This is a genomic window from uncultured Aquimarina sp. (genome assembly GCF_947492965.1).
Classification (GTDB): Bacteria; Bacteroidota; Bacteroidia; order Flavobacteriales; family Flavobacteriaceae; genus Aquimarina.
This window is the reverse complement of record NZ_CANLOZ010000001.1, coordinates 848,822-866,323: the sequence shown is the minus strand read 5'-3', so window position 1 is coordinate 866,323 and position 17,502 is coordinate 848,822. Positions and strand designations below refer to the sequence as shown.

Annotated in this window: 23 protein-coding genes; all 23 read left to right on the top strand. The window is 30.8% G+C overall.

Annotated elements, in window-relative coordinates; genetic code table 11:
• Positions 1-128: 128 nt before the first annotated feature.
• The 23 genes from Q1B37_RS03700 to Q1B37_RS03590 all read left to right on the top strand — a co-directional run bounded on the left by Q1B37_RS03700 (position 129) and on the right by Q1B37_RS03590 (position 17,469).
• Entirely contained in the window at positions 129-1,160 is a 1,032-nt protein-coding gene (locus tag Q1B37_RS03700; RefSeq protein WP_299895572.1) for a LacI family DNA-binding transcriptional regulator, read from the top strand.
• Between the two features lie 97 nt (positions 1,161-1,257).
• Positions 1,258-3,450 carry a tetratricopeptide repeat protein gene (locus tag Q1B37_RS03695; protein WP_299895569.1) on the top strand — a complete coding sequence of 731 codons (2,193 nt, stop codon included), beginning with the start codon at positions 1,258-1,260 and terminating at the stop codon, positions 3,448-3,450.
• A complete protein-coding gene (locus Q1B37_RS03690) occupies positions 3,447-4,184 on the top strand; it encodes a LytTR family DNA-binding domain-containing protein (RefSeq protein ID WP_299895567.1) in 738 nt (245 codons plus the stop codon). Before Q1B37_RS03695 ends, Q1B37_RS03690 begins: the two co-directional genes overlap by 4 nt.
• 130 nt (positions 4,185-4,314) lie before the next feature.
• Positions 4,315-4,881, top strand: coding sequence for a hypothetical protein (locus Q1B37_RS03685; protein WP_299895565.1), 567 nt, complete (start codon positions 4,315-4,317; stop codon positions 4,879-4,881).
• A gap of 13 nt (positions 4,882-4,894) precedes the next feature.
• The gene (locus Q1B37_RS03680) at positions 4,895-5,281 is read left to right on the top strand and encodes a hypothetical protein (RefSeq protein WP_299895562.1); all 387 of its coding nucleotides are present in this window, start codon (positions 4,895-4,897) and stop codon (positions 5,279-5,281) included.
• Positions 5,282-5,430: 149 nt separating this feature from the next.
• Positions 5,431-5,700, top strand: a complete 270-nt coding sequence (locus Q1B37_RS03675; RefSeq protein WP_299895559.1) for a hypothetical protein — start codon at positions 5,431-5,433, stop codon at positions 5,698-5,700.
• Positions 5,701-5,704: 4 nt separating this feature from the next.
• Positions 5,705-5,950 (top strand): hypothetical protein, encoded by a 246-nt coding sequence (locus tag Q1B37_RS03670; RefSeq protein ID WP_299895556.1) that lies wholly within the window; start codon positions 5,705-5,707, stop codon positions 5,948-5,950.
• 10 nt (positions 5,951-5,960) lie between these two features.
• Positions 5,961-6,323 carry a hypothetical protein gene (locus Q1B37_RS03665; protein ID WP_299895554.1) on the top strand — a complete coding sequence of 121 codons (363 nt, stop codon included), beginning with the start codon at positions 5,961-5,963 and terminating at the stop codon, positions 6,321-6,323.
• Positions 6,324-6,339: 16 nt separating this feature from the next.
• Complete coding sequence (locus Q1B37_RS03660; protein WP_299895551.1) at positions 6,340-6,921, top strand: hypothetical protein; 582 nt, start codon at positions 6,340-6,342, stop codon at positions 6,919-6,921.
• 61 nt (positions 6,922-6,982) lie between these two features.
• Positions 6,983-8,302, top strand: coding sequence for a hypothetical protein (locus tag Q1B37_RS03655; RefSeq protein ID WP_299895549.1), 1,320 nt, complete (start codon positions 6,983-6,985; stop codon positions 8,300-8,302).
• Entirely contained in the window at positions 8,299-8,592 is a 294-nt protein-coding gene (locus tag Q1B37_RS03650; RefSeq protein ID WP_299895546.1) for a hypothetical protein, read from the top strand. The genes Q1B37_RS03655 and Q1B37_RS03650 overlap by 4 nt, the downstream gene beginning before the upstream one ends.
• 109 nt (positions 8,593-8,701) lie before the next feature.
• A complete protein-coding gene (locus tag Q1B37_RS03645) occupies positions 8,702-9,067 on the top strand; it encodes a hypothetical protein (protein ID WP_299895543.1) in 366 nt (121 codons plus the stop codon).
• Positions 9,064-9,438: a hypothetical protein gene (locus Q1B37_RS03640; RefSeq protein ID WP_299895541.1), complete on the top strand. Its 375-nt coding sequence runs from the start codon at positions 9,064-9,066 to the stop codon at positions 9,436-9,438. Before Q1B37_RS03645 ends, Q1B37_RS03640 begins: the two co-directional genes overlap by 4 nt.
• Positions 9,425-9,799 (top strand): hypothetical protein, encoded by a 375-nt coding sequence (locus Q1B37_RS03635; RefSeq protein ID WP_299895539.1) that lies wholly within the window; start codon positions 9,425-9,427, stop codon positions 9,797-9,799. The genes Q1B37_RS03640 and Q1B37_RS03635 overlap by 14 nt, the downstream gene beginning before the upstream one ends.
• A gap of 26 nt (positions 9,800-9,825) precedes the next feature.
• On the top strand, positions 9,826-10,257 hold the full coding sequence (locus tag Q1B37_RS03630; RefSeq protein ID WP_299895536.1) for a hypothetical protein: 432 nt from the start codon (positions 9,826-9,828) through the stop codon (positions 10,255-10,257).
• A 1-nt stretch (position 10,258) separates the two neighbouring features.
• The gene (locus Q1B37_RS03625) at positions 10,259-11,239 is read left to right on the top strand and encodes an SH3 domain-containing protein (RefSeq protein ID WP_299895533.1); all 981 of its coding nucleotides are present in this window, start codon (positions 10,259-10,261) and stop codon (positions 11,237-11,239) included.
• 51 nt (positions 11,240-11,290) lie between these two features.
• Positions 11,291-11,665, top strand: a complete 375-nt coding sequence (locus Q1B37_RS03620) for a DUF6678 family protein (RefSeq protein ID WP_299895530.1) — start codon at positions 11,291-11,293, stop codon at positions 11,663-11,665.
• 6 nt (positions 11,666-11,671) lie between these two features.
• On the top strand, positions 11,672-12,952 hold the full coding sequence (locus tag Q1B37_RS03615; protein WP_299895527.1) for a hypothetical protein: 1,281 nt from the start codon (positions 11,672-11,674) through the stop codon (positions 12,950-12,952).
• Positions 12,949-14,016, top strand: a complete 1,068-nt coding sequence (locus Q1B37_RS03610) for a hypothetical protein (protein WP_299895524.1) — start codon at positions 12,949-12,951, stop codon at positions 14,014-14,016. The genes Q1B37_RS03615 and Q1B37_RS03610 overlap by 4 nt, the downstream gene beginning before the upstream one ends.
• Positions 14,017-14,036: 20 nt before the next feature.
• On the top strand, positions 14,037-14,489 hold the full coding sequence (locus Q1B37_RS03605; protein WP_299895521.1) for a DUF6210 family protein: 453 nt from the start codon (positions 14,037-14,039) through the stop codon (positions 14,487-14,489).
• Positions 14,490-14,502: 13 nt separating this feature from the next.
• On the top strand, positions 14,503-14,763 hold the full coding sequence (locus Q1B37_RS03600; RefSeq protein WP_299895518.1) for a hypothetical protein: 261 nt from the start codon (positions 14,503-14,505) through the stop codon (positions 14,761-14,763).
• Positions 14,764-14,788: 25 nt separating this feature from the next.
• A complete protein-coding gene (locus Q1B37_RS03595) occupies positions 14,789-15,373 on the top strand; it encodes an Imm50 family immunity protein (protein WP_299895516.1) in 585 nt (194 codons plus the stop codon).
• Positions 15,374-15,405: 32 nt separating this feature from the next.
• Positions 15,406-17,469 (top strand): hypothetical protein, encoded by a 2,064-nt coding sequence (locus Q1B37_RS03590; RefSeq protein WP_299895514.1) that lies wholly within the window; start codon positions 15,406-15,408, stop codon positions 17,467-17,469.
• Positions 17,470-17,502: the final 33 nt, after the last annotated feature.

Below are 17,502 nucleotides of genomic sequence, written 5' to 3'. Positions count from 1 at the left end.
AAATATGTTTATGTGAAATATGACTTAAATTTATTGCTATAATCTTATAAAAAAGACTAAAAAATTATCATTTTTGTATGCAAACGTTTTCGCAAACGTTTGCATTTTGATTCCATAAATTCCACATTATGAAAAAAGAAATCACCACCATGAAAATGTTAGCGCAGGCTTTAAACCTCTCCATTTCTACAGTTTCTAGAGCGCTAAATGACCATCCTGATATAAGTGAAGAAACTAAAATCAAAGTGAAACAGCTTGCACAATCCAAAAACTACATCCCTAACATTTTCGCTAAAGGATTTAGAAAACATAAATCCAATATCATTGGTGTAATTGTACCAAACATTACTCATTATTTTACAGCAACAATCGTTAGAGGAATCCTAGAACAAGCTTCATTACAAGGATACCGTGTTATTATCTCAGAATCCAACGATGATGTCAATAAACAAAATGAAATGTTCCATACCATGATACAGTTCGGAGTAGATGGAATATTAGCTTCTTTGACCAAAATGACTCGAGACATTGGGAATATCCTACCTATTATCGATACGCTTCCACTTATTTTATTCGATAAAGTCTCTGATAAAATTCCTTGTACTCAGATTACCATCAATGATGAAGATGCTGCTTTTAATGCTGTGGAACATCTCATTAATATAGGTAAGAAAAGAATTGCAATCATTAAAGAAAGAGAATTCTCATATACTTCAGAAAAAAGATATGCAGGATATTTAAGAGCTTTAAAAGAACATCAAATAGAAGTTGATGAAAAAATAATCATTAGTGTTGATGACATCTCTTTACAACAAGGAAAAAGAATGGCTAATATTTTATTGAGTATTAAAAATAGACCCGATGCAATTTTTGCCATTACGGATAGTGCTGCTATTGGTGTCATACAAACTCTTAATAAGTTTAATATTAAAATCCCTGAGGATATTGCCGTTGTTGGTTTTAGCAATTCTAGAAACGCAACCATAATCAAGCCCAATCTTACCACAGTAAATCAACCAGGGAATACTATCGGAAAAACGGCTACGAAATATCTCATCCAGGAAATTGAAAACGAAAATGATAACGATGTGATTGTAAAAAAAACGATCGAAATCAAAACAGAATTGATCGTTCGGGAATCAACTTTTAGTGTATCCTAAAAGCCATTTCTATTTGAATAGAAGTAAACCATCTATGCTATTTAGATTATGTGTATTTTTATTTTCAAGGATTTTTAAAAACTACGATCTACAACTTATGTATTCTTATTACAAGATTATCTTTTTGTTTTTATTGCTTGTATCTATTCCGAAAAGTATACAAGCCCAACAAAACGTTATTGATAGTCTGAAAAATGAATTAAAAATTCATCTTCAAAAAGATACAATTCGTGTAAGAATACTAAATAATCTAGCCTATTACACCTATCGAAACAACCCAACTAAATCTTTAGAATATGCTGAATTAGCTGGAAAACTAGCAGACGAAATACAATCTACAAAAGGAAAAGCTCGTAGTTTTTATATGAAGGGAATCACCTATATGGAACGAAGTAATTACGAGATAGCTATTGGAAATTATGAAAAAGCTATAGAACTATATAAGTCAATAGGTGATTTAAGAGGGTTAGCGGGTTGTTATAATGCGATGGGAGTTCTAAATAACTACAGAGGAAATCTTCAACCGGCTTTAGAGTATTTTGAAAAAGCTTTAGAAATAGATCAGAAACTTGGTGAGAAAAAAAATATAGCGAATTATCTTTATAACATTGGTAGTATTTTTTCCAGTACTGGAAAAAATGAGAAAGCGCTCGCCAATTTCCAAGAAGCATTAGAGTTGTATACCAATACCAAGAATCAATATGGTATCATTACCTGTTTAAATGCTATCGCCATTGTACATCAGGATCAAGGTAATTATCTATTAGCTTTGGAGTATCAAAACAAGGCACTAGAAATTGCCAAAAAAAATAAAGATTACAGCAGTATTTTCCAGTCTTTTAATAACATTGGTAACATTTATAGGCAACAGAAATTCTACGATAAGGCATTAAATTTTTACAATCAGGCACTGGCAATAAAAAATAGTAATAGTGATACCAGAAGTATTTATGCGATTAAAAATAATATAGCAGCTATCTTTATTGATAAAAAAGACTTTGCAAACGCGATCCCTTATTTCAAAGAGGTTATTGAATTTAGTAGAACGATCAAAAACAATGAACAGTTAGCCGTTAGTCTTAATGGGTTAGGGCATGCTTATATAGGAATTAAAAACTATCCAAAGGCTTTAGCTAATTTTCAGGAAGCACAGAAAATAACTACGATTAGCCAAAAGCAATATGATTTAACTGAATCTTACATTGGTATGTCTCTGACATATTACTATATGAAAAAATACAAGTTAGCCTTAACTAATGCCGAAAAAGGAGCTCAACTATCCCAAAAATATAAATTCTTAATTCATGAAAGAAATGCTTATGAATTACTTTCCAAAATAAACAAAGAATTAGAACAGCACGAAAAAGCGTATATCAGCAACCAACAACTAAAAGTACTCGATGATAGTCTTTATAACAGAGAAAATATTCAGAAGATGACAGAAATAGAGTATGAATACAAATATAAAAACGAATTAGAATCCGCTGAAAAAAGAGAACTCAAGCTTACGCAAACTGTAAAAACCACCACCAACGATTTAGAGAAATCGCAACGAAATTCTTTTATCGCGATTATCATCATCCTATTAATATCCATCGTTTTAGGAAGTATTATCTTCATTTTGAAATTAAGACATGTAAATGCTAAAAATCAAAACATACTAATCGAGCAAAAGTTATTGAGATCTCAGATGACTCCTCATTTTATTTTTAATTCATTGTCCGTTTTACAAGGGATGATTTTGGATAAAGAAGAAAAAAAATCAATTACTTATCTATCTAAGTTTTCTAAACTAATGAGACTCATCTTAGAAAACTCTAGAGAAAAAACAGTCTCCCTTTCAGAAGAATTAAAAGCTGTAGAAAACTATTTGGCACTTCAAAATCTAGAGAACTCTTTATACCAATATAGTATACATGTTGAGAACACCATTGATCCTTCTGAATTTCAAATTCCACCAATGTTAATTCAACCATTTGTAGAAAATTCAATCGAACATGCTTTTGAAAATCAACCTGAAAAAAGAGTCATTGAAGTAGAGATACTCTATAAAGATGAAGATCTGATTTGCAAGATTATAGATAATGGTATTGGAATCGATGCAAAAGAACCTAGTACAAACCAACGTAAAAACTCGGTATCCACGACTATAACTTCTGAACGATTGAAGATGCTATCCAAAGAATTCAAAAAACGAGGTGCTGTAGTGATAGAAGATCGAAAGAAATATAATGAGCAAGGAACAATCGTTATTTTGGTTATACCATATAAAACAGTAATAGACTTATGAAAGCACTAATAGTAGAAGATAAAGAATTTATCAGAAAAGGCTTATTAAACCTATTACGACTTATCGAAACACCTGTAGAAGTCATTGGAGAATGCGGATCTGTAAAAGATGCTGTAGTTGTAGCAAATGCTTGTAAACCAGAGCTGATTTTTCTAGATATTAATCTTACAGATGGCACTGGATTCGATTTTTTAACACAGACGGAAAACTTGTCATTTAAAGTTATTTTTATTACCGCGTTTGAAGAACATGCATTACAAGCTTTAAAATTTGGAGCTGTAGATTATCTGCTAAAACCAGTTGATATCGAAGAATTGGAGATAGCTCTAGAAAAAGTCACTAAACTGCCCATCAATACCCAAAAGGAACAGTTAAAAATTGCCAAAGATGCTTTAAAAAATGAGTACTCCAAAATCATACTCTCCTTACACGATAGCTTTCAAGTTATAAATCTAGAAGAACTTTTGTTTTGTGAATCAGATAAAGGATACACCACTTTCTATTGTAACAATAACAAAAAATATGTGGTTTCTAAAACGTTAAAAGAGTTTGAGGAACGTCTTTTGCAAACTCATTTCACCAGACCACATCAATCATTTATTGTTAATTTAAATTTTATCGACAAATACGACAAGTCAGGTGTTATCTATCTGAAAAACGGAAAAAAGATACCAGTATCCACTCGAAAAAAAGAACAGTTCCTGGAGCTATTCTTACGCTGGAATAAAAGTTAACACCTCACATTTACAGATTTTTTATAAAAATCTACACTTATAGGTTCTAAAGCAGCGAAAATAGATTCTCTATTTTTTAACGCAACTCTACACTATACTTTTAGCAGTGTTAACCTAAAATAACACTACTATGAAAGTTATATACAATGCAGCTATCATCATTTCTATACTAATAATAATCATCTCTTGCGGATCTGGAGATGAATATACTGCTGATAAAAAAGGTTTTGCTGCCATAGAAAAAGAATTGAAAAACAAATTTGGCGACAATGCTTATTTCACCGAACTATCTATCACCCATAATACAGCTGTAGGAAATATTGTAGGTGTTACAGTTACTGAAGCACCAGAATCCTTAAAAATGGGACAATGGAATTTATTACAAGCTACTTGGAAACAAAACTCTGAAATATCCTTAGAAGTACCAGAAGGAAGTAAGGCAGCAGACTTTATGTTTCAATTAAATGACAAAATTAATCTACCAAAACTAGGAGAATTGGTCGAAAAATCCAGTATCCAATTGCAAAACGAAAAAGACATTAAAAACCCTTTGCTAAACATAGCTTTTATAAAGTTTCCTAAAAATGGAGATGCTTCTAAAACAGAATACCACGTGAATCTAAAACCCAAAGATGGGGATACCAACTTTAGATTCAACTATGATTTAGATGGAAACCTAATCGAAATGGATTATTAAAATAAACTTAAAAATGGAAAAAATAATTACAACCAAAAACGAATACATTTCTTTAGATGCTTTGTATGAAGTTATAAAGACGATATCCACACTTAGTGCTACTAAAGAATATGACTCTTGGGAAGTACGGAGAGATTCAAATGGACAAATGGCGCAATGCATTGTAATCAAAAAAAGTGCAATGCATGCTATTAAACTCTACTTAACAAACACTAATGAAGTTAAAATTAACTATATTATACCAAACAAAATGATGCACGCATATTTTGGAAAAAGTGTGAAAGTAAGAAGAGATATTATCGAAATACTGACGGGAAAAATAAAAGATATCATTCTTGCTCCTTCTCAGAAAAAGGTTTTTGAAGAACTGCAAACAATTGTATGTAAAGTAATAACTTAACCTAGATTAACTTATAATAATGTGCAATTATTAAATCGTTTTTACAAAAGATTGAAAAATTACCTATACATCAATTAATGAAGATATTTAAACAAATAATAGCATACATTTTTTGGACAATTATATCCATAATGTTAGGTATTTGTTATATGAGAATTCTTGTTGGACCTTTTAACATTGCAAAAGAAGGAATAGGATATATACTATACATCTTCTATAACTTAGGATTATTTTATGTAGGACTTGCTGTGGGTATCGTTATAGCACTCTTTTTCATCCTGTTAGATGTTTTTTATCTAAAAGGGAAGTTACAAAATAACAAGAACGCTCAGTTAGTTCGAGTGGTATTACTCTTTTTTATCACAGCAATTGTGGCAGGTACCCACTTTTTATTAGAAAAAGTAATAGATATCATCTAAAAAAATGAATACAGAACAACTTAAAAAAATACTCTTGGAACATATTAAACAAGGGAATGCTTTTACACAAGAAGTTCGTGATATTTTGATGAATTATAAAAATAATGGAGGAACACAAAACAAAGTTGTAGCATTATTAAACCAAATAAAAACAAAAAATCCTGACAACCTATCTATCCAGGATGGAGCCGATGATATTTTAGATATAGCCACTGGTTATTGTGGACTTTCGATGCGTGTTTGGGATTAAAAATAGTGATATGAAATTACAACCTCTAAGAATCCCAGCAGGATGGAAAGTACATTGGAATTTGTTTTACGAGCAAGATATTAATGAAGAAAATTGTTTGCATGAGTTTTCGAGTTCAACTTTATTATCAATTTCTAATACACAAACTAATAAAAACATAGAGTTGATATGGCATCCAAAAGGTGATCTTAATGGCAGCTATATTTTGGAAGTTTATCAACTTATTGAGAAGTACAATACTAAAAAGAAAATAACTGAAAAAGTACCAGGAAATTTAATTCCAGAATTTTCTTTTGAAAGCAAAAACAGACTAGAAATAGCAGATAAAATCGAAACCTTAGTATTAGATCAGAATAAAGCGAAAAAGCACTAAAACAAAGAAGCATCAGATGGAAATAATACTAATTTTATTTGTGATCGCACTAATCATGACATCTCTGTTTTTAGTGTATCGATTATTAAAATGGTGTTTTGCAAAAAAACTAAGAGTAACCATAATATCATCGATAGTTCTATTCATATGCCTAAGTTTTGTTATCCATCGAATGTTTTTTGTGAACATGGAATTTATTCAATCTAAAGTATATCCAGATTTATATTTGGTAAAACACGCTGTTGAAGAAAAAGATAGTTTACACAAGGCTATAAAAAAAATTGTGAAACAAAATTTAATAGAACATCACCAAAAAGCAGATTTTAAAGATAGTTTTCAGTATTCCTTGCGTTTTTATACATACTATAAAAATTGGAATCCTCTAGCTTTTGGAGATTCTGGAACAGCATATTTCATAGATAATGAAGAAGATCTTGGAGGTATGATCGTTGAAGATTTATCCATGTATCCGCAATACAAACTTGCGATATTTACAATGACAGATTGTAAAAACACGAATACAAGCATTTGTGGGAAGCTAGATTATTATGAGAATGGATATGTATTGAAAACCGATATCATAAAATATAATTTCTAGAGAATAAAAATGTAATTTAAATAAAAGCAAAAGAAACCAATTCAGTAAACAACCATATACGATGAAAACTATTTATATACTATTCATATTTCTAATATTAGGTTGTACGGATGAACCAAAAGAAAAAACAAAAACCGAGAGTGAAGTTAAAGACACACTCGTGGAAAAAGTCCCCATAACAACTATACAAAAATCATTTACAGATCCCACTTTCCATAGCATTATCAAAAATTTATCTATCAGAAAAACACCCATTGTTGATAGTACAACCTTTGACAGCTATAAGGATGATTTCAAGATTTACACTAAAGAAGAAGTAACGGCTTTACAACTCGAGAAAATATATCCTAATTTTTATAAAGAAGGATATAATTATAAAGCTACTCCTTCTTACAAACTAGAATTTTCAGAAGAATTTTACTCGGCAGTGATTGTCATTTTTAAGGGAGAAAATGAAATGGAATCGCAGCTCATTAATTATAATATAGATGGAAACATCATAGATGCTAAAGTAATCGCTTATCATGAAACTGCTGAAGGAGTTTTTCAAAGAAAGTCAAAAATTGAAAACAACATCATCACTACCACCTATATAGATTGGATGGATGAAAAGAAAGAAACCATCGAAGTTTTTGAAATAACTGAAAATGGGAACATTAAACCAGTAATAACAGACTCAATTAATACAACATCACAAGAATCTGAACTTTTTGAAAAAGTAGTACAACAATTAGGATTAGAAAAAACTAGAGTGCATTTAGAAGGAACGAAAATTAGTTCCGCTAGTATTAACGAGCTTATTATGGTGTTATCTGAGCTTGCTGAAGAATACGATGATGACGATGAAGCGTATGGATTAAATAGTCATATTGTTATTGTAAACCCTAAAAATGGTAAGGTTATCAAAAAATTCTCTGAAAGTTCAAAAACAAATGGCTGGTTTTCGGATGCTGTATTTATTGATGGTATTTCTATAGATACTACAAACTACAGGTTATCTGAATCAAAAAGTGCTTTTGGTGTAATTCTAAAACACAGAACACAATCACAACCAAATCCTTATAATACCTCCACATTATCTCTTTTCATGAAAGATGAGTTTGGTATCCAAAAAATATTAGATAATTATACCATTTACGAAAGTATCGGAGAAGTCAATCTTAATGCATGCAATGCTGAATTCAGTATAATCGATAATTCATTGGTTGTTGACAACGTTACAACTAATGAGCTTTTTGATTTAGTAATTAAAACTAAAAATACACAACGCATTTTTGCCGAAGATAAAAACGGAGAATGCAATCCAATTGATTCCATTCTTTCTCAGAAAGATGTGATTCTAAAATTTGATGGAAAAATCTATAAAGAAATTAAAAGATGAAGTTAAGTGAATCCTTTAGCGGAGCCTTACGAACCTTTGCTTATTTTATGGCAAGCGGTACGCATTATCAATTGAAAGATATTGATTACCTTAAATTATACGGAGAAGAACCAAGCGCTATAGAACAAGCATATGCCATATTTGCTAATGTCATTGAATTAGATTCAGAAGGCAATGTACTGAACGCAAAATATGCTGAAAAAAGAGCCGCAGACTATATTCGATCCTATTGTGATCCTAATTTCAAAGTAGCACCTCCATATGAGGATTGGGAAATCGAATTATACTAAAACAATATCAACAAGAAAAATGAATCTATTGTATACTATTACGAAAAATAAAAACTTCCTCTTAACCATGTTATTAGGCCTATGTTTTTCTTTTGGATTTTCCCAGAAAATGAAAAATCATTTACATAAAAAATTGATCGCAAAAGTTGGTGGTATCTATGAAGAAACTCCAGATGATAATCCTTGCGCTGGAAGTGAAATCTATTTAGTACTGAGATTTGAAGAAACACAAATACATATAATCCAAATGGAAATCTCCTCTTGTAATAAAGAATCTCATCACAAAATAGGAACCTATAATTGGAAACTAGCATCTAATGGTGCTATACAAGTGGATTTTATTGCAAAGGAAATAGAAAACACATATGCAAACCAATTACAATTAAAACTAAAAGATGAAAATATCATAGGAAACATTACACACCAAAACGGAAAAGTAGTAGCGTACATTTTTAAAGAAGCGGCAGCATTATGAAATCGGAACATCCAAAGGATAACTTGAGATTTGAAGATGAGGAAGAGATTGTAATCTTTAACCATTACTCTTTCTGCGAACTGATTAAACATATTATGGTACAATATGGAAAAGTTACGTATGCCGAAGCTCAGGAAAAATTATATGCTTCTTTTTTAAAAAAAGCTCCTCAATCTCGCACTGAAGTAGAGCTTTTAGGACATGAATTAGAATACCATTGGGCTATGAATTGTCTATATGGTCATATGTATTGGTTAAAAGGAATCCCAAGTGATTTCAATGATTTTAAAGAGGAGTACCTTTCTTGGGAAAAGGAAATTATAAAAAAACATAACCTTAAAGAGTCTTTCGAGTATTATGAAAACAAATAAGAAGAATCTTCCATTCTTAGTGATCTTTTTGTTGCTTACTGCGGCTTGGCTGATCTATAACCAATATAGAGCGTTAAAAGAAGTTAGAACATATTACAGTCCTGATCGGAAGTATCAATTAATTATTACTAAAGAACCGAATATTTTTTCATCTACCATGCCTGGCGATGGTGGCACAAGTTCTGAAGTTACTGTTGTCTTAAAAGATGCCAAAGGCAATATCATTGGGAAAAGTAGTGACAACGAAAATTGTTCTGTATTACTTTTTAGTATAGATGTAACTTGGGATCTTGAAAACATGGAAGTATCCTATGCAAAAGCACGAACAATTAATCTAAAAACAGGTGAAGTACAATGTTAATAGCAAACAGGATTAAATAACTAATAATGGAAAAAGGTTGCAGAATAGCAGATGCTATGAATACATATAATTTGGCACTAAGCATCGTAAAATCCAAAGGCTATAAAATATTTGTGCTTCCACATGCCGATGAAGAGAATTTTGATTTTTGGGCTATTAAAGGTACAAGGCAATTTGCAGGAGGTGATCCCTTACGTCTATTAGGATTGGTTAGTATTTGGGAAAACACAGGAGACGATTGGCAAAAACATATGCCAGAAGAAGATATTTATGATCAAATTTTGTCACGAGCATTTCCTGATAGTGTGGAAGATTTTGATCAATTAACGAAAGAAGATTTTAACCAACTAGTTATTGATTACAAAAAATTTTTCCATGAAATTTTAGACAAAAAATTTCCAGAAGATCCAACCAGACAAGAAATGTTCGACTTGATCGATTCGTTTTACAAAGAATGATATGTTATTAGATAAAATGATATTTATAAGAGTATTTACGATAACCATATGCATATTAACTTATGTGAGCGGGAATGCACAAAACGATTTTTTCGTCACTGCAAAAAATGGATTAAATGTACGCTCCGAAGATAATTTATATGCAAAAAAAGTGGCTAAGATTCCGTATGGAGTTGTAATAGAGAAAATAGCAGATACCAATAAAGAAATGACCATTATGGATAATGGCATAGAAATCACTGGAAAATGGGTTAAAATAAAGTACAGAAACTATCCATATATAGTTTTTAAGGAGACCGACATCGATACAAAAGAAGGATATGTCTTTGATGGGTATTTACAACCATTCAAAAATAAAGACGCAATTACCATCTCTTCAATAAGTGAAGCGCAGTATAATGATTTAAAGAAAAAAGTATCGAAACAAATCGAAAAACCTAACAAAATTAATGATTTAGATTCGATTAAGATGTTATTAAAAAATCGAGTAGAATGGGTATCTCAATTTAAGAATGAAGACTACAAAAGAGAAGATCAAATTAAAAGCATAATTATTGACAATGGGCAAAAGTTACTAATGAATGAAAGTTATAGCGAAGAATATTATTTTTCACCAGATTCAAGTGGATACTATCCCGAATATGGTATTTTGGTTTTAGAAGGAGGACATTCAATGGATATGTCTTTTTCAATTAAAACAGGAGAAACATATATCACCGCAGGAAACCCTGAATATATACATCACTCCCCTCAAAAAAACTTTCGTTTAAATGGATCTTATGATGGACAAGAATGTATAAACTACTTCTTTCAGAAAAAGATAAATGGAGAATTTGTCTACTTGGTAGACTTTTATTGGGATTATGAAACTTGTTATTTTAATGAGTTTTATTGGATTAGCGAAACCGCATTTATTTATAAGAATGCAAGAGCTCTGGGCTTAGAAACCATGCCTGGATATTTTAAGGGGAAAATAAAATAGAATTAGGATATCGGTTATTTCGAATAAGAGAAATCTTTTAAATAATTTAAAATGTCTAAAGCTGAAAAACATCGACAAAAATTAGAAAAAGAACTTGCTCATAAAGCAAGCTTTATGAATACCACAAAATGGAAAGCTTTATTTGCTATATTGAAGGGTATAAATTTTCAATTTGAGTCCAAAGTGAAACTACTTTTAGATGCGGAAATCAGAACACTCTCTATACCTAACCCTAATAATTTGATTAAAGAAAAATACATAGAAGAATATTGGGGTGTGTTTGAATTGAAAGAAATTGAATGGATATTAATTTCATTAAAAACTGAATTTCAAAATATTGAAGAATTAGAACAAAAGCTTCAAGAAGGGAAGCTATTTGAATATGAAACATCCAAAGCTGAATTAAAAATCTATGGATATAAATAAAGAAGCATGAACATAAAATTACAAATACTTTTTCCTATCATCGTTGCTTTGAGTATCTGTCTAAATGCCTGCAAAGACAATTCCGAAACTTCCGAAAAAAACATCACTAATCCAGAGCTAACAAAAAAACAAACAAAAAATGACAGCTTGACCAATTATCAACCAGAAAACAAAGAAGATAAGCTTACCCTCTTATCCAGTAAACTGAGACCTAACGAACATCTTGAATTAGGTAAAACCTATACTGATACAATTCGTTTTATAAGCTTTGACGATAATTATGATTACTGGTATTTTTTAGCAGAGAAGAATAAGGATACGATAGACATATACTACACTATTGATGGTATTTCTCAACTAGCTACAGGAGATACATTAGAAATCCAATGGGAACTAAAAATCCTAGAAGAAGCAGGAGATCCCGAAATCACCTACACAAAACCATTTTTGATCTCATTCAAAAAAATCAATGCTGAACAATTCACCAATCAAAAAATAAAAGTTTTATGGAGAGAAACATTGTATGATGAAGCGCTAGAAACGGACATCAACACCATTGTTTTAAACGATGAATATCTTGGGAGGATTACCGAACCCGAAAGAGCTGCTTTGGGCTATGTTACAACCTTTATTGGAAATGAATGCGAATGGGATGGAAAAGCAAATGAAGACAGAAGTAATCTTAACTGTAAATTATTAACTCAGTTAAAACTAGGATATCAATGTTCAGAGAAACATCTTGGATTTTTGAGGACATGGTTTTCAACAGATACCTTAGCATTAAAAAAATTACAAAGCTGTCCAACAATTCCAAATACCGCAACCATACAAACAACTTTTGATGAGATTTATATAACTACAGATAGAACAGAGCAAATCATAAAGATAGCTTATCAATTTACAGGCATCAATACACGAAGAGGAAGTGTAAAAGAAAATATGTATACCGATACGTTTTCTTATAATGACCAGAATATTAATTTAATATCTTCTAAAAAAACCAACAATTCCTTTGTTATTTCTTGTGGTTCTGGTTGTGCCATGATCTATTCTGAACACCAAATAGTATCCAATCCAGATAGTGGTAAGATAACCTTTAAAGTAGAAATGTTTGTAAACGAACAATTATCTAATGAATATTATGAAACCTATATCTATACCTGTGATGAATCTATAGATAAAACTATGATCAAATTAGAAGGAACAAAGAACTTTAGCATAGAGATCTTACACGAAGACATGCAAGAAAAATTAAAATCATATGCATCAACGTTTTGTAAGAAATGAAGTTAATCATCCAGGATATAACGAAACAACAGATGGCAGAAATTAAAGTAGAAAGCCGTACGGATAACCTAGTACAAGGAATCATACTTTCTCATTCTTTTGATACTGAATTACTAAGTATTCTAACCGAATTCGAGGATCTGGTCAATAATTTTGTTATTGGGGAATTATTGGATAATATCACAGAAAAACTGGATGCGTATAATTGGAGTGTTGAACATAAAGATTGGATTATACATGATTTTCAGATCTTTGGCCTCAAACATATTTCTTTCAGGATAAAAGATACCTCTGTTTTTTCTACTAATGATTTCATCGCCGAATTGAAGTTTTTCCATCCTAATGAAGGTGGCAGAAAAACCGCAGTAACATCGGGCTATCGACCTCATATAAAATTTAATGAATATCCAGATCATATAACTACTGGGCAACAAATCTATGTAAATCAAGACACCGTTCAGCCAGGAGAAAAAGAGGTGATGACCAAGATTTCTATTGTAAATAAAGAGGTATTTAAAGGAAAGTTATGTAAAAATGTTTGTTTCGAATTTTGTGAAGGCAAACATCGTATAGGTTTTGGAAGAATCACAGAAGTTATTAACGACGATTTAAAAGTAAATTGGGATATTATCAAAAACAATCATACCATCATTTATCCTGAGAAGGATATAGCAATGTATACCTTGTCTAATCCAGAAGTAAGCAAACTTTGCTGGACCGATATTAGTTATGCTTTCTATAAATTTAGAAGTTTTTGTAAATATCATTTTGTCATTCAGTCGGAAGAAGTTGATTTACGAACAATGCGTTTTAATGATGTCGAAGCATATTTTAAAGAAAAACTTCGAGAAGTATGTGTAGCGCATATAGTAATTATAAAAAAAGCAGATAGAGGTTTTGAAACTAAATACAAAGGCTTTAAAACTGATATCTATGTAGATAATTTAGAAAAAGTAACCGAAAAGCTACATCAAATGCAAAACGAAACTTCCAGAATTTTTGATTTCGAGTATACGGTGTCTGAAGATGATAATTGGGAAGATTTGGGGATACTTTTATATTAATTTGATAACACTATAGAAAAGTGAATATACCACAAATAGAAATATGGGATAGCGTTGGATTAGGAATCATCATAGAATACCCCACAGGAATTATTATTTCAAATCAAACAGGTGGAACAGCTTGTGTACGTACAAAAATTGAAGGTGTTTTTTTGCCTTTGGCCAATGATTATCATGAAGAAACCAAAGAATTCTTAAGTCCAGAAATTAAATTATCTGATTATTTTAAAGGTGAAAAATATAAAGGTAATGGCGCGATAAAAGGTATTGATTTAGAAGATGTCCAAAATATAAACGAGATACTTAACAAAACAGGATTAGATAAATTAATAGAAATAGATGTGGAACGGTTAAAAGAATCTCATGAAGCTTGGATACACATAAAAATTAATGATAATAATGATTTTGGATTAATAAGTGGCTTTGACAATTATCCCTTAAAGGGAGTATTGACTTGGTCTAATAGCGATTAAAGTAATTGAAAGAATGAAAATAGAAGACATAAAAAAAGAAGCCGCTGCATATAGGTTTAAGGATGTAAAATCTCTTTCTGAAAAAGTTTTAGAATTAAAAAACAAAGGAGTTTCCTTTTTAGGATGTGTAGCTTTTGTGCAAACGAATCAGAATATTCCTTTAGATAAAGCTAGAGAACTAACCGCGAATTTAGACACTTATAATGAAGAAGAAAAAGAACGAATAGAAGCGGCATACCAATTAATGTTAAGTGAATTTAAAGAGGAAGAATAGAGCTTTATTTTAAAATAAAAAGCAATTGACAAAAGAAAGCAACATAAGGGTTTTAGATTGTATAAAAGTTCAAGATGCATATCTTTTAACATATGAATCTGAAGAGGTTTTGAAGTATAACAACTTTGATATATTGATGGCGAGAGATTCTCAAAATCAATCTTTTATCATTACGCTAAAATCTTTAGAAAAAAATGTCTTAGAAGTCTATATGAGTGTACAGTATGAAAAATCAATATTGGGTAATATTAAAACTCAGCTACTTTTTTCTCCCTTAACTTCGATTGAAGGAGCTTTAGAAGTAATTAAAATCACAAAAATGTTTCCTGCTTGTCATTATGATAGGATTATAGCATTTCAAGAACAAAATAACGACATCATCTTAGTAATTGAGCTCACTCATGTAAACAAAAAAATGAAACTAACGTTATGCGTTATAAAAGAAAACCAACTAACGAATTATAAAGAAAATAACACCATACTCCAACTCGATTTTCGGAATCATCAAGATGGGATTGAAGTTGAAATTGATAGTATGGAAGGATTACATGGTATCGTAATTTGCAGCAATGTAAAAGCTGAATTCGTGTCTGATGACTTAGGATACTAAAAAAGAACCCAATATTACATTCGAAATAACAAATGAACAACCCAGTACAGTATATAGAAGAACAATTAGGGATTAGTCTAGAAAAATATGATTATAACAAGAAAGATCAGGTGCACACCTATAGGGTTTGGCAAAAAGATCAAACCATACGCGAACTGGTCATACAAGACATTGTTATTGAAAACATTAATGTGTTGTACCCACTATCAGAGCATTTACATACCATTAAACTAATTAATTGTACGGTTCATAATATAGTGGCTATGTATTCTTTTAAAGGGTTGTGCAATCTTACATTAGATAATGTAGTCATCAATGATCTAGATAAATTATACCCTCGTACTGATCATGAAAATTTCGATGGGTATTTACGGCAAGTAAACCTACTTAATATGGAAGTAAGACACCTAAGCATGTTTTTTCCATTAGCTCATAAATTAGATCATGTGTTTATTACCAATTGCACACTTCATAATTTCTACGAGGTCAATTTATTTCCTAAACTATATGATTTACGCTTAACGAATGTAAAGATCAAACCGTCTGAAAAAGATGTCATCTATACACCTCAAGCCGACAGAAACTTTACCTGGTTGTCACTTACCAAAATGGAATTCGAGGATATTGATTTTTTCCTTCCAATAGTAGAAGGTATTCATGGAATTCACCTGAATGGTTCTCAAATAGGAAGTATTGCAAGTCTTGTACAATTGCCTTATTTAGAAGTGTTAGAGATGGATTCTAAAACCAGAATTATTGATCAAAAACTTCCTATAGATTCAGCTACTACATTTCGCATTAAAGAATGTACTGTGGGAGAAAGTCATGAGAATGAAAAAGCAACATTCGATCTAAATAATCTCCTATCCTTAGCTCCTTATATTCAGAGCATCAGTTTTTCTCAATATGTGAGTTATATGAACGATGCTCTAATTTACTTTTCAAATGTAGATAAGTTAGTATTTCATTATAGTTCTGTTTTTTTGGAAGATTTCATTCCCATAGCTTCTCAAATAAAAACGATACGATTTGAGCAATCTGGATTTACAGATAGTTCAGTACTAAAACATTTTAGCGCATTAGAGCAATTAGAATTTTCGATAGATCCACATCAAAAGGGTTTACAAGATTTTAAAAAATTAAGCCATTTAAAACATCAATTAAAAAGATTAGACATTGATGAAGATAATGTTGAGAATATTGAAGTTATTAAGGACTTTACCGCGTTAGAATCCTTAAGGCTTTGGGAAGTAACATCTCTACAAGCTTTGCAAAACATTTTGAGTTTATCAAGCCTATCCAAACTCTTTGTTTGGGTGAGTATTGAACCTGAACTGACTGAAACTATTACTCTTTCGCTAAAAGCATTACAAAACATTAAAGAACTAAGTTTTAGTGGAAGTGATAGCTATGAATTTATTGATACAGCGTTTCTAAAACAACTAACAAGTTTAACTCTTTTAGGAGATTGTAAGATTTCCAATATGAGCACCCTACAGCAACTAGAATATTTAGAAGTAGGAGAAAGTATTGATGTAAATACCTTACCTTCTATTCCATCTTTAAAAACATTGAAATTAGAAGTAATACCGGATTATGAAATTTACTCATTAGCACATTTTCCGAATTTAGAACATTTAAAAATTGAAAATACTTCTAAAATACATTTAAAAAATTTACCGAAACTAAAAATATTATGTATTCAATGTAATGGTGACACTATATCAGAGGATGCATTTGATGGAACTCCAAATTTAGAACAGCTAGACCTTAGTGATTCTTCTTTACATCATCTAAAAAGTTTAAAATCATTACAAAAATTGAGAGTATTAGATCTATCTGGAAATTATTTGGAAAATATAGAAGGATTAAAACATTTACAAAATTTAGAGCTTCTTAATTTACATGCCAATGAACTTAAAAAGGTTGATGTTTTAAACAAATTGTCGAGTATCAAAGAAGTAAATCTATCTGGTAATAATATTGAAGATGAAGCCTTTTTAGATCAGTTAGAGAAACCAGAAATAGCGGTTTTTATGGGAGTTCCCAGATCACCATTTTACATTTGGGGAGATCGACATCATAAATTAGAATAGGATTTCAATCCGCAGATATCAATTCATCCTCAG

What these genes read in the sequence shown, in the direction of transcription:
- Q1B37_RS03590 (WP_299895514.1), top strand. Translation starts at nt 15,406, where the DNA reads ATGAACAACCCAGTACAGTATATAGAAGAACAATTAGGGATTAGTCTA.
- Q1B37_RS03650 (WP_299895546.1), top strand. Translation starts at nt 8,299, where the DNA reads ATGAAGTTAAGTGAATCCTTTAGCGGAGCCTTACGAACCTTTGCTTAT.
- Q1B37_RS03600 (WP_299895518.1), top strand. Translation starts at nt 14,503, where the DNA reads ATGAAAATAGAAGACATAAAAAAAGAAGCCGCTGCATATAGGTTTAAG.
- Q1B37_RS03610 (WP_299895524.1), top strand. Translation starts at nt 12,949, where the DNA reads ATGAAGTTAATCATCCAGGATATAACGAAACAACAGATGGCAGAAATT.
- Q1B37_RS03685 (WP_299895565.1), top strand. Translation starts at nt 4,315, where the DNA reads ATGAAAGTTATATACAATGCAGCTATCATCATTTCTATACTAATAATA.
- Q1B37_RS03690 (WP_299895567.1), top strand. Translation starts at nt 3,447, where the DNA reads ATGAAAGCACTAATAGTAGAAGATAAAGAATTTATCAGAAAAGGCTTA.
- Q1B37_RS03630 (WP_299895536.1), top strand. Translation starts at nt 9,826, where the DNA reads ATGGAAAAAGGTTGCAGAATAGCAGATGCTATGAATACATATAATTTG.
- Q1B37_RS03675 (WP_299895559.1), top strand. Translation starts at nt 5,431, where the DNA reads ATGAGAATTCTTGTTGGACCTTTTAACATTGCAAAAGAAGGAATAGGA.
- Q1B37_RS03700 (WP_299895572.1), top strand. Translation starts at nt 129, where the DNA reads ATGAAAAAAGAAATCACCACCATGAAAATGTTAGCGCAGGCTTTAAAC.
- Q1B37_RS03620 (WP_299895530.1), top strand. Translation starts at nt 11,291, where the DNA reads ATGTCTAAAGCTGAAAAACATCGACAAAAATTAGAAAAAGAACTTGCT.
- Q1B37_RS03635 (WP_299895539.1), top strand. Translation starts at nt 9,425, where the DNA reads ATGAAAACAAATAAGAAGAATCTTCCATTCTTAGTGATCTTTTTGTTG.
- Q1B37_RS03640 (WP_299895541.1), top strand. Translation starts at nt 9,064, where the DNA reads ATGAAATCGGAACATCCAAAGGATAACTTGAGATTTGAAGATGAGGAA.
- Q1B37_RS03670 (WP_299895556.1), top strand. Translation starts at nt 5,705, where the DNA reads ATGAATACAGAACAACTTAAAAAAATACTCTTGGAACATATTAAACAA.
- Q1B37_RS03625 (WP_299895533.1), top strand. Translation starts at nt 10,259, where the DNA reads ATGTTATTAGATAAAATGATATTTATAAGAGTATTTACGATAACCATA.
- Q1B37_RS03655 (WP_299895549.1), top strand. Translation starts at nt 6,983, where the DNA reads ATGAAAACTATTTATATACTATTCATATTTCTAATATTAGGTTGTACG.
- Q1B37_RS03665 (WP_299895554.1), top strand. Translation starts at nt 5,961, where the DNA reads ATGAAATTACAACCTCTAAGAATCCCAGCAGGATGGAAAGTACATTGG.
- Q1B37_RS03695 (WP_299895569.1), top strand. Translation starts at nt 1,258, where the DNA reads ATGTATTCTTATTACAAGATTATCTTTTTGTTTTTATTGCTTGTATCT.
- Q1B37_RS03645 (WP_299895543.1), top strand. Translation starts at nt 8,702, where the DNA reads ATGAAAAATCATTTACATAAAAAATTGATCGCAAAAGTTGGTGGTATC.
- Q1B37_RS03680 (WP_299895562.1), top strand. Translation starts at nt 4,895, where the DNA reads ATGGAAAAAATAATTACAACCAAAAACGAATACATTTCTTTAGATGCT.
- Q1B37_RS03615 (WP_299895527.1), top strand. Translation starts at nt 11,672, where the DNA reads ATGAACATAAAATTACAAATACTTTTTCCTATCATCGTTGCTTTGAGT.
- Q1B37_RS03660 (WP_299895551.1), top strand. Translation starts at nt 6,340, where the DNA reads ATGGAAATAATACTAATTTTATTTGTGATCGCACTAATCATGACATCT.